Here is a 16,231-nt window from a genome sequence, read left to right on the forward strand (position 1 = left end):
ATACTCGTCTGCTTTTAATTGGTCATATACACCGAAAAAGTCTGGCATATAACCAATCTGCTTTCGAACTTCATGCGGTTCAGTTTTAACACTCTTCCCATTAATAAATGCATCCCCGGCAGTCGGTTGCAGAAGAGTAGCTAATATAGAAAAGGTGGTGGATTTCCCTGCCCCATTGGCTCCAACAAATCCAAATACAGTACCTTCACTTAAAGTTAAATTTAAGTCGTTCAATGCGTAAAATGAGCCGTATTTTTTGGTAAGCCCTTTAATTTCAATCATTTTTGGACCTCCCCTTTTAAGCGTAATTCTGGCAAACGAGTATAATCGTCACCGTTTGAAGCTTGTTTATTCACTTTGAACTTAATTTTCCCATCAGCTGAAATATATTGTTCTATATTTTCTTTGATAGAAAATCGTCCGCTTGTAACTTCTTCAAATGTCTTTGTAGCAACATTATAAATTTCCACTGAAATCGAAGAAGTGTCAGTATTTGCTAATTGAAGTTCTTTCCATTTTACGTCTTTCACCGGTACGTTACTTGGAATCGTCCATTCATATGAATACGAACCATTTGACATAAACCATTCGAACTTACTTTCACTCATTTGATTATAATAACCGGACGTTTCTTCTGTGTTCACAGTAATATCGAAAGATGAAGACGGTAAAGTAAATTCACCAGAAAAGATGGTTTTTGGTGAGAATGTCTGGTAAATCATATTGATTGCTGACATTTCTGCACGCGCATCCTTCAAGGATACAGGTACGATTGCATCTTCTGTATGTGCAACAATTGCAGGTTGTGTTTTTTGTTCACCTGTCATTTGCGACATGCGAATCAAACTATTTTTACGTTCTTTAGGTAGGTCAGCCGCTTTCATTGCTGAACTAAATCCCATGTATTGTTGTGAACCGTTGCTCATAGCAATTGGTACCAATAATGCCGATCCTATTGGTTCATTCACCTCAACGGACTCATTTGATTCTAAATCTCCGAGGTTAATCATTTTTGATCCTGACCAAATGGCAACATCCTTCAGAGCAAATGGGAATTCATTTTTCACAGTTCCCCGAACATTTCCACCCTCAACCGTCAAATCAATAGCATATTGACCCACTTCTTGTATATTGGATTCTCCAAGGACGGATGAAACGGACCAATACCCAACATCTCGTACGGTCAATTGATCCTTATCTGCCTGTTCATTTAAAATCGACATTGCTTGCACATTGCCGGAGTTATCTGCGAATGGATTCATTCGTTTTGAAGCAACCATGGTCGTTCCGTTTTCAGCCTCAAAATTGAAGTTTCCACTGCGATTGGAAAGCAGGGACTCGACGTAATATCCAGAGAGACTGCCATCGGCTTGAACTTCATAAAAACTTGATTGTTGAATTTGAGGACGCACAAGGCGATCTTTAGCACCGTAAGCAAAAATGGCTAAAGAAGCCAAAATGGAGATTGCCGGGATAATCCACCATGCGTGTTCCCGCTTATCTTTTCTTTTTAATAGGAAATATAATAATGGTCCGACCAGAATAATGTAAATGATGACAATGGTAATCATTAATGGCGTAGATACTTGGAATGAAGGAAACAGTTCGTTCATCTGTCCCACTTCGTTTGTCATTTGTTCTTTTATATTTTGACCACCATAATTTTGATAAATTTGATTAACATTGGCTTTTTTGATTAGCTCTGTCAATAGGAATGAGTAATTGGCTTGTTTAGAAAGAGGTTCATCACCAAGTGAAAAAGCTGTTTGAATGATTGCACCTTTTCCTATGGAATTTATAGCAGCGATTGGTTCGTTATCAGACTTCATAACGACACGAGATCCCTCATTTGCTTTTGCTCCAAAAATTGCTATGTCTTCTGTAAACTCCTTATTATTGGCGAATACAGTTAATTTTTCTGCTTTTAGTGTTTTTCGTTCATCGGTCAAAGTTAGTGGCAGCTTTTCAGATAATAAACCAAGTTCAGCACTTGTATTATCTGATGCCCCAACAAGAACAACCCCTCCAGTTTGAACCCAGTCAAGAATCGCTTGTTGCTGTTCCTGTTCCAAATCTCCCAATACGTACTCATCAATCACTAAATAATTGGCAAGGTCATACGCAGCATTGTCCGTCGGGAATTGGAAATCTTTCATCTGTCCTAAGTGGATAATTTGTGAGCCTCCCATACCCACCATTTTCACAGTGGATAAGGCACGCAAACGGTCTGCGCTCTCAGTTAACGTAAGGAAGAAAGTTGTATCTTGACCAAAAGAATTGGGGCGGATACTTTTATTCCCTTTATATGAAATTTCCTTTCCATTCTCCCAGTCATCTTCGTAAAAATAAAACATTTGATAGTCAGAGTTATAGGCCATATCTTCTGATAATCCTGGTAAAGCCAGATTTAGTGTTTTGGTTTCACCTTTACCAATCGTAAATGGGATAGCTTTTGCTGAACCTATTCCGTAGGATTCGGAATAATCAATCACCAAATCACCTGAAAATTCGTCTCCTGAATTAACTACGGTGACAGTCAGAGGCAATCCTTCTCCATATTTGATTTTATTTTGAAAGCCTGCAGTAGCTTTTACTTCCAGTTGTGGTGCTGCGTATGCTTCTGTAATCGGCATAAGACTAAGCAAAAATAATATGCTTAATGCAAAACACCACCGAATAGTTTGCTTCATTTTCTTTCCCCCTTATCTCTATATTGATTAGTACGAATTGTCTATCTATAAGTTCCTTAAAAAACTAGAAAAATACATTTTTATCAACAAATGACCATAAAATGGTTATCCTAACGATTTGAGACTTAAAAAAATCATGATAACTAATCGTTATCATGATTCGAAAGCGAACGTATATAAGATTCTGTAAATGGAACGAGATAATCCACTACTTTTTCATCAGGATTCAACTTGGCATTGTGCAGACCATACGATGAATCAACGCCAGCCCAAAATAGGAAGCCAGGAATTTCTTGAAGGAAATAGCCGAAGTCTTCCCCAGTCATGGCTGGGTCACAATGGACTGCATTTGTTGTATCATCATGATTGGCAAATGATAAAAAGTTTTGGGTAATTTCTTCTGAATTAAATACTTGATAGTAAGATGAGCCATAATCAATATGCACTTTACAATCAAAAGCAATTTCAGTCGATTTACACAGTGCTTCAATTCGTTCTTTAACTGTTTGCATCGTTACTGCATCCATCGTACGGATTGTACCTTCTAAACGGGCATGACCCGAAATGATGTTTTGAACAGCACCGGAAGTCATTTTCCCAATTGTCACCACAGCAGATTCCAACGGATTGATTGCACGACTGACAATCGTCTGCAGTTGGAGCAATAGACTGGCTGCGGCAATCGTCATGTCTTTCGTGCGATGTGGATACGCCGCATGTCCTTCGACACCATATAAATCAATGAATAACTCTGATGTATTCGCAAACAGTAGACCTGGACGAGTCGCAATCGTGCCGACAGGATACTCCGGGGCAATATGAAAAGCTAAGATCACATCAGGTAGAAATTCTGGATGTTTCTCTTTTAACCATTCCCGCATTGGCAGTGCTCCACCAGGACCTTCTTCTGCTGGTTGGAACAGGAATACAATATTATCATTTATGGGCGTTTGATTAAGCTGTCTTAACAGCCCAAGTGCGACTGTCATATGGATATCATGACCACATGCATGCATATAACCCGTATGAGTTGATTGATAGGAAAACCCCGTTTGTTCATTGATAGGGAGTCCATCAATATCAGTTCTCCAACCTATTGTCTTTTTGGGATCAATCCCTTTAACATGGACAACAATCCCTGTTTTCCACTTCACGACAGTTAACCGTTCTTGATTCAGCAATTGAATTTCCTCTAATAAATAGGCTTGTGTTTTAAATTCTTGAAAACCGATTTCAGGAATTTGATGTAAATCACGTCGTATTTGTTGAAGAGTTTTCATCATCGCTTCCTACAATTGACGAAGTTCGTGCATGATTTCTGTTTTTGATTTTGTTTTATCATCGATTTCTTTGATTACTTTCGCTGGCGTTCCCGCAACGACTGTATATGGAGGAACATCTTTTGTAACAATGGCTCCTGCTGCAACAACTGCACCTTTTCCAATTTTCACGCCTTCTAATACAACTGCGTTTGCTCCAACAAGTACATCGTCTTCCACAATTACTGGCATTGCTGAAGGTGGCTCAATGACGCCCGCTAACACAGCTCCTGCCCCAATGTGACAGTTTTTGCCGACAGTTGCACGTCCCCCAAGAATGGCACCCATATCAATCATAGAGCCATCACCAATTACAGCTCCAATATTAATAACTGCCCCCATCATAATGATACAGTTATTGCCGATATCCACTTGATCGCGAATAAACGCTCCAGGTTCAATACGGGAATTGATCCCTTTTAGATCCACTAATGGAATTGCTGAATTACGTCGATCATTTTCAACGACAATATCTGAAATTTGTTCTTTATGCAAAGTCAAGGCAGCTTCAATTTCAGACCATTCTCCGAAAAGTACAAGTGAATTRCCTTCGCCAAATATTTTTGTGTTTTCTCCGAAAGAAAGATTCTGTAAGTTCTCACCATTTACATAAACCTTTACCGGCGTTGATTTTTTAGCGTGTTGAATATAAGAAATAATTTCATATGCATCCATCTGTTTCATTCTTGTTGAACTCCTTTCAATCTTAAATATGGACTAATTGTACAGGAAATCTGAAAAGATTACATCTATTTAATTTGAATAATCATGCAATATTTTTGCATGTTCTTCCACAACATTCACAAATGCTTCTACTTGTCTCAATTCAAAAGCTGATTCATAACCAATTAACCAAGTATCACGAGTCAATTCAAATTCTTCTGCTTGATTCGTTAAGGCAATTTTATTTACTTTTTCCAATCCACTTAAAGTAATTGATGGCAGGATGGCATAGCCAATTCCATTCAATGCCATTTGTTTACACGTTTCTATCTGATCCACCGTAATCTGGCGCCTAGGACTCGAAGAGAAATGGCGTTGCCACCACGCCTGAATTTCTTGATAGTAATTGGAATCACTTTTGAACTGAATAAAAGGTCTGTCGGTTGACAAAACATCTTCTACTTCCTTTAGCTCTTGATCAACCAGATACAAAGTGTCCCGGAAAAGATGGATTTTCGTACCTTTCCATTCCGTATGTCCTCTGACGATGCCGATGTGAGCCTCTCCATCGTAAAGAGATTTTACGATTTCAGAACTCCATCCTGTGATAAGGGATATTTTTGCTTCAGGATATTTCGTGACAAAATCTTTCAAGACTGTCGGCAACCAGTTCTGTCCGACAATTGAAGCACAAGCAATTTTTAAAGTGCCGTGTACTTTTGATGTCATCGATTGTATGAGTTCAAATGTTTCTTCTTGTTTGGCAATCGTATCAATAGCAAATTGGATGACAATCTCGCCAGCTGGTGTCGCAGTCAAGCCTTTTTGGGAACGAAGAAAAAGTTGAGCCCCCCACTCTTTTTCAATGGATTGAAGGCGTTGGGATAATGCTGGTTGAGATAGGAAAAGTCGTTCCGCAGCTTTTCTCATATTGCGTTCTTCGGCCAGAATTTTGATGATTTGTGATTCATTTGTCGTCACGCGCTTCTCTCCTTTATTCAAAACTGCTTTCATCAAATAGATATATTAACGTAAAAATTTTGTACAGACGAAAAAAGAAGACCTCCCATGGAGATCTTCTCTTATTTTTGCATATTACTGATTATTTTGATAGATATGTTTTTTCAATTGCTTCAATACAACTCGTCGAGTTAAAATACCTAAAAAAGTTTCTTCATCATCCACTACACATAAGAAAGGATGATTAATCAAAAGATCAAGTCCTTTTTTGAATTTTTCATTAATATGAATCGTTGGAACAGGTGATTGCATTACTTCATCCACTTTTATATCCGGTAAACGTTCGTATTCGATGTGATCAAGTCCCAAAATGGAATCTGTAATCATTTGTGTACTGACTAATCCTTTTAAACGGTACTTGAAATCTAAAACCGGTACGGATGAATAACCTGTTTTTGTTAATACTAATAAGGCATGTTCTGCACTATTTCCAACTTGCACATGTGCTACTTTTTCTGATGAGATGATGAATTCTTCGATTTGCATATCCAAAAAATCTCTGCTTGTAACCGAAATCATACACTTCTACTCCTTTATCTGCTCTACTTGCGAACAGCATACTACTCTTTTATCATATCATATTCTGGGAATGAACATAGATGTAAACGTTTTATCCATAATAAAACTTCTTCCCTGATTAAGCGGAAGAAGTCATGACGTAATACATGATAATAACGAAGACAAAAGCGCCCGCAGCGACAAATACCCAGAAAATTGGATTAAACGAAATGGGATTATCTTTTACTGATTGTGCAATTGGCGTATCATTCACTTGCTGCCGTCTACTTTCAAGCGTCATAACGCGCCACGTCCCGTACAAACCAATCAAACTTATGATGACGATAACGAATAGCAAAGGCCAAGTCCATATATCCATACTCATCCTACCCTTTCAATGAAGTAAAGTTAGTATGGGTCAAATCATGGATTTTAAGCTTAAAATGGAAACTTATTTAACCATTGACCTCCATCAAGCGTGATGATTTCTCCATTCATATACGAAGCTTTATCGGAAAGCATAAATGATGCAAGATCTGCAATTTCTTCTGGACGTCCGAGTCGGCCAAGTGGAACAGATTTGAGCGTACGTGCTGCAGCTTCTTCGGATTCCCAAAGTTTTTCAGCACCACCAGTTCGTTCTATTGGACCAGGTGCGATACCATTTACCCGAATTCCATATTGTGTACCCCATTCGACAGCTAATGTACGTGTCAATGACATGACTCCCGCTTTAGCTGCTGCAGAATGAGCAACACCAGCACCGGCATTCCACGCATATGTTGCCAGCATATTAAGAATGGCTCCTTTTTGCTCTTTCTCAATCCAATAGTTGCCAACTGCTTGCGAACAATAAAATGTTCCGTTCAAGACTATATCAATTACGGATTTCCAGCCGTTCGGTGAAAGCTTTTCTGCATGAACGATAAAATTGCCCGCAGCATTATTAACCAGTCCATCTATTTTCCCATATCTCTCGTCCGTATACTGAACCATCGCCTTCACATGTTCTGGTTCGCGCACGTCCATTTGAAAAATACCTACTCGAGTGGAATCATGTGAAATGGCTTTTTGAGCTGTTTCCAGACGCTCCATATCGCGTCCAGTAATGACAACGTTTGCACCTTCTTCTACGAAACGTTTAGCCATATAGAATCCCATACCACTAGAACCACCCGTAATAATTATGGTTTGATCTTTCAACAACATACTAGACACCCCTTTTTATTCTGAATATTCTTTCTTAATCCCAATTATGCCATTACTATCGTAGAAAAGTATATATGTTTTATTAAAATGCTTCATTCTATATCTTCCGAGATCCGATAGGCTAACTTTAAGAGCTCTTCCTGACTGTTCCAGACCGGTTCATCATTTTTCGGCAATCGGTGATGATACTCACCATATTGATCTTGCTCACGGGCCTTCGCTGTATCTTCCATTTGAAATAAAATAAGGTTCATAATCCGTTTTTTTATTGACTCTTCATAAACAGGAAAAAGAATCTCGACCCGTTTGATCATGTTTCTGGTCATCATATCCGCAGAAGATAGATAAACATGATTTTCACCATTATGATGAAACCAATAAATTCTCGAATGCTCCAGAAATCTGCCCACAATACTAATGACTCGGATATTTTCACTGATTCCCATAATCTGCGGACGCAAACAACAGATACCACGTACGATTAAATCAATTTTCACCCCTGAAATAGAAGCATCATACATTTTCATAATCAGGTCTTWGTCCGTCAATGAATTCATTTTTGCACGTATATAACCAATCCCGTTCTTTTTATGGAATTCAATTTCCTGTTCAATCAGCTTGATAAACTCATCGCGAATATCATATGGAGCCACAATCAAATGATGAAAATTCGGCTTTTCTGTGTAGCCACTTAAAAAATTAAAGAAATTAGTCGCATCAATACCAAATTTCTTTTCCGTTGTAATAATTCCCATATCCGTATAAATTTTTGCCGTTTGATCATTGTAATTTCCGGTACCTAAATGGACAAATCGTTCAATCCGTCCGTTTCGGCTACGTACAATCAATGTAATTTTTGAATGGGTCTTCAAATTATGCATTCCATAAATGACGAGGCAACCTGCCTGCTCCAGCTCTTTGGCCCAATGTACATTGTTTTCCTCATCAAATCTGGCTTTTAATTCAACTAATACCGTTACTTGTTTGCCATTTTCTGCTGCACGTTTCAGGGCATTTATCATAGGGGAATTACCGCTGACCCTATATAACGTCTGTTTAATCGCAAGGACATTGGGATCTTCCGCTGCCTCAGAAACAAAATCTAAAATGGGGGCAAATGATTCATAAGGATGATGGAAAAATAAGTCCTGGTGTAATGCTTTTTCAAATAGGTCTTCCTCAGATTCCAAATCGTATGGCGGTTGAGGAATAAAATTTTCAAATTCCAGATGTTCACGACCCTCTCTAATTWCTTTAATGAATGAAAAAAGAAAGGTTAAATCGATTGGGCAATCAATTTCATAAACATCATCTTTATGAATCTCTAGTTCATCTAATAAATATGCTAAAATTTCAGTGTTGATTTCATTTGACCGAACTTCCAAACGGCTTGCGGCTCCCCATTTCCTTTTCTTTAATTCCTTTTCTATTTCCACTAAAAGATCGCGCGCGCCTTCTTCATGAATTGTTAAATCTGCGTTTCGGGTCATACGAAATGTATTTACTGCTTTCACTTTATATCCATAAAACAATGTATCGATTTGATTGATAATCAAGTCTTCCAAGTAAATGTATGAATCACTTTTATCCTTTGAAGGGATTTTTATCATCCTGGCTAGAACAGATGGAACCTGCACGATTGCCACTTTTTTATGAATTTCTTCCCCTTTTTGTTCCAGCATGACAATGATGTTCATGGTTTTACTCAACAAGGTTGGAAATGGACGATATGCATCTACAGCAACAGGCGTGAGTACCGGGAAAACATGTTCTTCAAAAAAATGTTGAACGAAGATTTTTTGAGTTATAGATAACTCTGCAATCGATAAAACTTCCACATTTTCTTTTTTCAAATTATTGATTAATTGCTGATAAAGTTCAGACTGTTTTTTTACAAGGGAATGCGTTTTCTGGGCAATTTTCTTTAGTTGCTCTTTAGGAGTCAGTCCTGCTTTGTTTTCAGGTTTTTGAAAACCCGCCCTTACCTGATCTTGAAGACCTGCGATACGTACCATAAAAAATTCGTCCAAATTCGAACTGAAAATCGCTAAAAACTTCAATCGTTCTGCTAAAGGATTATGTTCGTCCTCTGCTTCTTGTAAAACCCGATCATTGAAAGCAAGCCAGCTTAGTTCACGATTGTTATAGTAATCCGGTTGATCAATGTCTACCTTTGGATGATGTTCAGCCATGAATATGACCATCCTTTTCTACAAATTCCAGATCGATGTTGCATTTACATAATCGTTCAAGATGCTTCTTCTGTTTCCCTGCCTGATATTCTTCCGCCATTGCATTCCCATTGACATGAATTCTCATAATCAGTCCTTTGCTGGAAGACTCCATCAAAACTTTGTCTACCACCGAACGTTTTGAACCATTCAAACCATAAGCAAATTTTAATATTGCCCCCAAATCCCTTAAATGTTTTAGTTCTTCTTTCGTCAGCCATTTTTCAAATGGAACTGCATAACGCTTGAGCGTTTCTTTATTTTTGTAGGATGCTACCAAGGCCAATTTAATTCGATCTAAGTGCTCCAAACCATCAATCGAACGATTCGATAATAWATAGAAGGTATGTTGACTTGCTGCATCTGCGTCAATGTATTCACCTAAATAAAATAACGCAGCCGCTCTTCTCAATAACATTAAACTTTCCTGCGATCGTTCAATCATTTGGTGACTCACGCAAGCTTCATAAATTTGTTCTACCAAAAATTGAAGATGCTCTGCCTCATGTTGATTCATTTCGAATTCTGCTGCTAGTGCCTCGCTGCTATGGGTAAAAACATCGTACTTGTTCAGAGCATCCGGATGTATTTGCAGCACCCGATTTAACATAATCCCTTCCCTCAGACCTTTGCGACTGAACACAAACTCCTCGGAATGGACAACTTTCATTAACGCTTTGAACACTTCAAGTGCCGGTAATATAATATCTGCCCTGTCACTCGACAACCCATCTATTTTATTTAGTTCATTAACCGATAAGTCACCTAATGTATCACTTAAAGTGTATAAATCATGCACTTTCATTTGATATTGATGAACATTAGAAATCGGATATTCCTTCCGTTGTTGATCGATTTGTGCGATGTTTCGTGCACTTCCCCCGATTGCGATAACGGGTAAACTCAGACCATTTAGCCAAGAAAGAGATCGGAATTGGGCTTCTGCAAACAAAGCTAGCTGTTCTCTTTCGACGGGCGTCAACTTCTCATCTTTCATGAATTGTTGCTGCAAGGAAACAACCCCAAAAGGAAAACTATGTGTCTTTTGCAATTTTTTATCTACAAAGTACGTAATCTCGGTGCTTCCACCTCCGATATCAATCGTTACGGCAGACTCAGTCGATACAGAATGAACAACAGCTAAAAAACCAAAATATGCCTCATCTTCTTCACTTAAGACATCGAGATCAAATCCGGTTTCTTTCTTCATACGTTCAACAATCTGTTGTTGATTGGTGGCTTGCCGAATAGCCGCAGTAGCTGTTGCAATAACATTATCGACATCATAGTCTTTAAGCATTTGTTTAAAAGATGTTAATACTTCCTTAAGAAGCAAAATGCCATCTTCAGACATTGACCCATCTGGTAGAATAAAAGTGCGTAAGCGTGCAACTGTTTTTATATTTTCAAATTCCCTAAGTCCTCTGATATCATCATAGGAATATATCACTAAACGAATTGTATTTGACCCGATATCTAAAATGGCTGTTTTCTTTTTTTCCATAATTTTATCACCTTTCCCATATTTTTTTGTTTTCAACTATACAGATTGGGAATGAATTGGTATGATAGTAGTTAATTGAATGCTCTGAATTTTTCTTGATTCTGGCTAATATTCTCAATTTTTCAAGATTTGAAGGGTGGGGTTTCATGAAACAAGATAGGACAGATGGACAACTGGCTTCCGCTATTTATTCAGTTAATCGTCATGCAAAAACTGCTACTGATAATAAATTTCTATATGAATTAAAAAGATTGACCATTGAAAAGATGATTGAAACCGGACGTGCTAAAAAATTGGGATTACACTTTGTGAAAAACCCTCGTTTTAGTCAACAACAATCTTCTGTCTTAGTTCAATGTGCTGATTACTACTTTCATTTATTACCCAAAAAAGAGGATTTTCAAAGCCTTCCACATTTGGGACATCTTGATGAGAATTATCGTAATCCACAAAGACGAATGAGTTTGAATCTTGCCAAACAGCTGTTAAGTGATTACACAGGCTTGCATCAAACGATAATAAAGAAAAAACCCACACATGCCTCCACCCCACTGTCTCGAAAACAACCAGTTAAGAAACGTACTTATACTTTTGGCAGCACTTATTTAGATTAATTTATTTTTAAAAAGCCGGAACCATTTTCATGGTTACCGGCTTTTTTTGTTCAGCAGTGTTTTAATCCACTGAAATGGTTGAATCATGCTTTAAGCGTAAATGAATGATTAAACCAATAATCGTCATCACAATTAAAGTAGACAAGGCAATGCGACTTGCAATTGTTCCATAATCCTGTAATTGATACGTAATGGTCCCATAAAGTGCAGGTCCAATAATAGAAGACACTTTTCCAGAAAAAGCAAACAATCCAAAGAATTGGCCTCGCTTATCTTCAGGAGTCAGTTCAATTATGAGTGTACGCGACGTTACCCACATGGAACCAAGTGAAACTCCGAACATACTTCCTGCAATCCAGAACATCCATTGCTCGACTGCAAAAACAGCAACAATGAGGGATACAATCATTAATACAGCAACAATTGTCACCCCATTTTTTGCTCCTATCCTCTTTGTAATGTATCCAAATACAAAAGACCCAATAACAGTGGAAATAGTTGAAATAAGATATAAAATAATGAATTGTCCAGAAGAAAAACCGACTATGACAGTTGCATAAATGGCCATCATAGCAATAGTGGTTGAGATGGCATCATTTATAAAGAAATACGCAATCATAAAAGTGAAAACTGATTTATGGGATTTCATATCTTTGAACGTATTTATTATTACTTTATAGCCATCAAAAAATGAACCTTTGACTCTTTGATTTTTAGGAATCGGTATATCCTTGTTTATGAAAAATAATGGCAGACTGAATAGTAAATATAAAATAGCGGTTGGAATGAATGCTTTATGAAACTCACCATCACTGACAAGAAGATACACAAGTAATCCGACAATCGTTCCAATATAACCGACAGCCACTCCAAATCCAGAAATTAATGGCATTTCTTCTTTAGTCCCCAAATCACTCATCATCGAATCATAAAAGACAAGACTGGAGTTGAAAAAGAATTTAGCTATAACGAAACTTATGACCACCAATGCATAGGACATTGGCACGCCCCACATTAATGAATTCGATTCAAGCCCCCCGAATACCCCCATCATGAAAGTTGCTAGGATGGAAATAGAAGCGAACCAGACGATGAATCGTTTTTTGTATCCAGTTCGGTCAATCCATACGCCAAACAAAGGTGTAAACATGACCAAGAAAAAACTGGCGACAGCATTTGCATATGATACAAACGTACTGGCAACTTGCTGTTTAGCTATACTTGTGCCAATTACATCATCTGTGTAAAAAGGAAAGAATACCGTGTTGATATTAGACGAGAATATCGTATTGGCAAAATCATAAAAAGCCCAGGACAAAATCGGTAACGTTAAATAAAGAGCTATCGGACTCCTTGGAGTCGTTTGTTGTTGGCTCACTCTCAGCACCCCGTTATAATCTATTCTATTTTTTGTAAGCCTTTATTAAACTCTGTGTTCCTTCATTTTCAAATCCTTGATCAGCTAAAGATTGATACATGGCATACGTCATTTCTAAACCAGGTAACTTCAGGTTCATTTTTTTCGATTCATCGAGTGCAATGCCCATATCTTTGATAAAGTGTTTCATATAAAACCCGGCTTCAAAATCATCTTTCAGCATGCGCGGTGCAAGATTAGTCAAAGACCATGAACCTGCTGCTCCTTTTGTAATAGACTGCAAGACCATTTCTGGATCGAGCTTCGCTTCCTTGGCATAAGTGATTGCTTCACATGCTGCAATCATGGAAGAGGCAATGGCAATTTGATTAGCCATTTTTGTATGCTGACCAGCGCCCGCTTTCCCTTGATAAATGATATGCTCACCAAATAACTCAAATATCGGAAACRGCTTATCGAAAACTTCTTTGTCGCCTCCTACCATAATTGATAACTTGCCTGATTTTGCACCAACATCCCCACCTGAGACCGGGGCATCAAGTGAACTCATGCCCAGTGACTGGGACTTATTATAAAGGTCAATCGCAAGTGTCGGTGTTGATGTTGTCAAATCGACTACAACCAATCCGTCTTTTCCGTTTTCAAAGATTCCTGTTGCGCTATTATAAACTTCTGCTACGTCTGATGGATAACCGACCATAGTGAAAATAATATCCACTTGGGATGCAACTTCACCTGGAGACTGTGCCCACTTTGCACCCAAATCAAGTAAATCTTCCGCTTTTTCTTTCGTACGTGTATAAATGGTGACYTGATGGCCACCTGTCAGTAGATGCTTAACAATACTTTTACCCATTACTCCTGTGCCTACAAAACCGATATGTGCTTTTTCAATCATTATATGTAACCTCCAAGTTGGAAAATTTCTGTAATTGACTATAAGTTTATCAAAGTTCCTTGATTTAAGCATCGAAACATTTTGAAATAATGAACTATTTTTCGACTTCGATCTTCCTCACTAAATAGAGAATTGTATCGTACCTGAATCTTTAATAATTTTAGTGGGTTTAGTGGATGGGAAAAAAGCTTATTCGAAGAATTCTTATTAGGTAAGTTTGGAAGACAAAAAAAGTAGGACACATTCCTTTCGGAAATGTGTCCTATAAAAAGGGGGAAATGAGAATGTTGCTGTGTTCAAATATACTTTCCCCCAAAATTTAAAAAGTTAAACCTCATTTTTAAAATATTTTTTCGAAAGATGATTTAATTCTTCAATAAACCATTTACCATCATGTTCATTCATCAACCCTTTACTATAACGGACGACATCGTAAACGTCATAGAAGCGTTCAGAGACGTGCCATCCTTCTCTGATGAACCATTCCCGTATTGTTTCGTTGTGATTGCGTGTATAACCATGTGAGCTTGCATCCAATTCATAAACTCGGTATGCGTCTCGCACTACATTGGTCTCCATTGAATAACTCCATGACATATCCTTCTGTTCGCTTACTTGCATGGTGTTGCTTTGAGTTCTTTCGTATTCCACTTGATTTTCTTTAAGTTCTACAAATTCCGCTCTATTTTTAGCTAAGCGCCATACAATAATAATCAATATGATTAAAATAATACTACCCAGAATAGCCACCCAAGGTATATCCAGACCAAAATCAAGACCCTTAAGTTTATCTGCTTCCGTTTGTTCGAATTGCCCTTTTGGTTTTTCCTGGGAATCTCGGGAAATTGGAGGACTAATAAATTTACTAACAAGAGCATGTAACCCTTCCATTAATAGTCCAAGCGGGTATAAAATTAATTCAATCAGATCCCCAAACAATAAGACAATGGATACGCGAGCTTTACCTGCAAGTCCAGCAATCACCGCAAAAGCAATTGCTGCAACGCTTATGATCCCCACATAAAATAAAACAAGTTTATAAAAAGGAACACGATTTTCCTTTTTTGAGCGCTTCCATTGAACAATCATTCGATCCAACATAAATAATAGTAGGCCGATAATGGCCAATAAAATTGATTCTCTTATAGCTTCAGGTTTTCTTAATATGGTAGCTAAGAAAAAAGATAAAGAGAATACTACCAGAAGAAGCGTCATGAAGTATCCATCATGTGTGGCATCCTCTTGAATTTTAGAATATCGTTCTTGTATTCTCCAAACCGAAAATACAAATATTGCAGCAAAAAACCACAATGGGGCACCGAAAAGAAATCCTAACAGTCCGAAAACTGCAGAAACAAATAACGATATTGCTATTTGGTATCCCGTCTTGTAGAAAAACAAATTGACCGCAATCGCTATCAGCAATAAAATACCAATCCATACTAATGGAAAGGAAATCGTCGTATCCACTCTAATAAATATGAAAAGAAAGGACATTAACCAAACATCTTGCAAAAACTTTCCGATTGACTCAAATTGAACTAACGGCTTAGAAGAGACGGTTGTTGCCATTTCACATCACCTCCAAGACTATTGGATAATCGTACATCCACTTGAGTTTGTTTGGACCATTTCTTAATATATTTATCCAACTCTTGTAAGTCATGAGTGAATATAATGACTGTCATCGGCAGGTTTTCATGCGTATCCAGATGCATCAGCATACGGTTAAACGGTACGGTTAATTCATTATTAGATAGGACCGACRATAATTCCATTGCTTGTTGACGGTGTTTTTGGCCATCTCCGACAGGAAGATGCAAATATGGGACCGCCCCAAAGGATCTAACATTGACCGTCAACGAAAATGGTATGCCTTCTCTATAAAAATAATCCACAAAAGAGGCAACTTCCTCAATTCGTTCTTCCAAATCTGAAATTATTGAATAATGATTAACGACGTTCAATACTAGCAAGACTGATTCGTTTGCTACTTGTGTGAAAACTTTCGTTTGAAGTTGTTGCATTCTCGCACTTGCTTTCCAGTGGATATGGTGAAATTGATCGCCTGCCTGATAATCTCTTGTACCTATCGGTGAAAACAAATCTTGAAACAACGAATGCTTATACTCATAGTCCCCTGGTTTTAATGGGGAAGGCTTTCTGTTGTCTTTTAATGTATAAATATTTGGATAAACCATTTGTTC

The 16,231-nt window shown here is 37.8% G+C and carries 15 protein-coding genes; 1 reads left to right on the forward strand and 14 read right to left on the reverse strand.

What is annotated here, in order from left to right; genetic code table 11:
* From AC1DSB_RS04670 to AC1DSB_RS04715, 10 genes are all read right to left on the reverse strand, one after another.
* Positions 1-282, reverse strand: a 282-nt coding sequence (locus tag AC1DSB_RS04670; RefSeq protein ID WP_477585917.1) for an ATP-binding cassette domain-containing protein, incomplete at its 3' end; no start/stop codon positions are given.
* Positions 279-2,690, reverse strand: coding sequence for a hypothetical protein (locus tag AC1DSB_RS04675; RefSeq protein ID WP_477585919.1), 2,412 nt, complete (start codon positions 2,688-2,690; stop codon positions 279-281). The genes AC1DSB_RS04675 and AC1DSB_RS04670, both read right to left, overlap by 4 nt.
* A 143-nt stretch (positions 2,691-2,833) precedes the next feature.
* Positions 2,834-3,970 (reverse strand): N-acetyldiaminopimelate deacetylase, encoded by a 1,137-nt coding sequence (locus tag AC1DSB_RS04680; RefSeq protein WP_477532075.1) that lies wholly within the window; start codon positions 3,968-3,970, stop codon positions 2,834-2,836.
* A 9-nt stretch (positions 3,971-3,979) separates the two neighbouring features.
* On the reverse strand, positions 3,980-4,693 hold the full coding sequence (dapD, locus tag AC1DSB_RS04685; RefSeq protein ID WP_477532058.1) for a 2,3,4,5-tetrahydropyridine-2,6-dicarboxylate N-acetyltransferase: 714 nt from the start codon (positions 4,691-4,693) through the stop codon (positions 3,980-3,982).
* Positions 4,694-4,762: 69 nt separating this feature from the next.
* Positions 4,763-5,686, reverse strand: coding sequence for a LysR family transcriptional regulator (locus AC1DSB_RS04690; protein WP_477532074.1), 924 nt, complete (start codon positions 5,684-5,686; stop codon positions 4,763-4,765).
* A gap of 81 nt (positions 5,687-5,767) precedes the next feature.
* Positions 5,768-6,211 (reverse strand): cyclic-di-AMP-binding protein CbpB, encoded by a 444-nt coding sequence (gene cbpB, locus AC1DSB_RS04695; RefSeq protein ID WP_016427862.1) that lies wholly within the window; start codon positions 6,209-6,211, stop codon positions 5,768-5,770.
* Between the two features lie 118 nt (positions 6,212-6,329).
* Positions 6,330-6,569, reverse strand: coding sequence for a hypothetical protein (locus AC1DSB_RS04700; protein ID WP_477532665.1), 240 nt, complete (start codon positions 6,567-6,569; stop codon positions 6,330-6,332).
* A 59-nt stretch (positions 6,570-6,628) separates the two neighbouring features.
* Complete coding sequence (fadH, locus tag AC1DSB_RS04705; protein WP_477532664.1) at positions 6,629-7,399, reverse strand: 2,4-dienoyl-CoA reductase; 771 nt, start codon at positions 7,397-7,399, stop codon at positions 6,629-6,631.
* A 92-nt stretch (positions 7,400-7,491) separates the two neighbouring features.
* Positions 7,492-9,591, reverse strand: a complete 2,100-nt coding sequence (locus AC1DSB_RS04710; RefSeq protein WP_477585922.1) for an RNA degradosome polyphosphate kinase — start codon at positions 9,589-9,591, stop codon at positions 7,492-7,494.
* Positions 9,584-11,134, reverse strand: coding sequence for a Ppx/GppA phosphatase family protein (locus tag AC1DSB_RS04715; RefSeq protein WP_477585924.1), 1,551 nt, complete (start codon positions 11,132-11,134; stop codon positions 9,584-9,586). The genes AC1DSB_RS04710 and AC1DSB_RS04715 overlap by 8 nt, the downstream gene beginning before the upstream one ends.
* A gap of 146 nt (positions 11,135-11,280) precedes the next feature.
* Here AC1DSB_RS04715 and AC1DSB_RS04720 point away from each other — a divergent pair, with 146 nt between their 5' ends.
* Positions 11,281-11,748 (forward strand): YkyB family protein, encoded by a 468-nt coding sequence (locus tag AC1DSB_RS04720; protein ID WP_477532661.1) that lies wholly within the window; start codon positions 11,281-11,283, stop codon positions 11,746-11,748.
* Positions 11,749-11,809: 61 nt separating this feature from the next.
* On the opposite strand, the gene AC1DSB_RS04725 is transcribed toward AC1DSB_RS04720, so the two are convergent.
* From AC1DSB_RS04725 to AC1DSB_RS04740, 4 genes are all read right to left on the reverse strand, one after another.
* A complete protein-coding gene (locus tag AC1DSB_RS04725; protein WP_477585926.1) occupies positions 11,810-13,126 on the reverse strand; it encodes an MFS transporter in 1,317 nt (438 codons plus the stop codon).
* A gap of 25 nt (positions 13,127-13,151) precedes the next feature.
* A complete protein-coding gene (locus AC1DSB_RS04730) occupies positions 13,152-14,024 on the reverse strand; it encodes an NAD(P)-dependent oxidoreductase (RefSeq protein ID WP_477585928.1) in 873 nt (290 codons plus the stop codon).
* 327 nt (positions 14,025-14,351) lie between these two features.
* On the reverse strand, positions 14,352-15,596 hold the full coding sequence (locus AC1DSB_RS04735) for a hypothetical protein (RefSeq protein ID WP_477585930.1): 1,245 nt from the start codon (positions 15,594-15,596) through the stop codon (positions 14,352-14,354).
* The coding region (locus AC1DSB_RS04740; protein WP_477585932.1) for a DUF58 domain-containing protein at positions 15,566-16,231 on the reverse strand (666 nt) is incomplete at its 5' end. The genes AC1DSB_RS04735 and AC1DSB_RS04740, both read right to left, overlap by 31 nt.

It is taken from the genome of Paenisporosarcina sp. P4_E4_2 (assembly GCF_056401595.1).

Bases quoted from the DNA above. Each gene is read 5' to 3' on its own strand.
- AC1DSB_RS04675 (WP_477585919.1), bottom strand. From the start codon at position 2,690: ATGAAGCAAACTATTCGGTGGTGTTTTGCATTAAGCATATTATTTTTG.
- AC1DSB_RS04680 (WP_477532075.1), bottom strand. From the start codon at position 3,970: ATGAAAACTCTTCAACAAATACGACGTGATTTACATCAAATTCCTGAA.
- AC1DSB_RS04690 (WP_477532074.1), bottom strand. From the start codon at position 5,686: ATGAAAGCAGTTTTGAATAAAGGAGAGAAGCGCGTGACGACAAATGAA.
- cbpB (WP_016427862.1), bottom strand. From the start codon at position 6,211: ATGATTTCGGTTACAAGCAGAGATTTTTTGGATATGCAAATCGAAGAA.
- AC1DSB_RS04700 (WP_477532665.1), bottom strand. From the start codon at position 6,569: ATGGATATATGGACTTGGCCTTTGCTATTCGTTATCGTCATCATAAGT.
- fadH (WP_477532664.1), bottom strand. From the start codon at position 7,399: ATGTTGTTGAAAGATCAAACCATAATTATTACGGGTGGTTCTAGTGGT.
- AC1DSB_RS04720 (WP_477532661.1), top strand. From the start codon at position 11,281: ATGAAACAAGATAGGACAGATGGACAACTGGCTTCCGCTATTTATTCA.
- AC1DSB_RS04735 (WP_477585930.1), bottom strand. From the start codon at position 15,596: ATGGCAACAACCGTCTCTTCTAAGCCGTTAGTTCAATTTGAGTCAATC.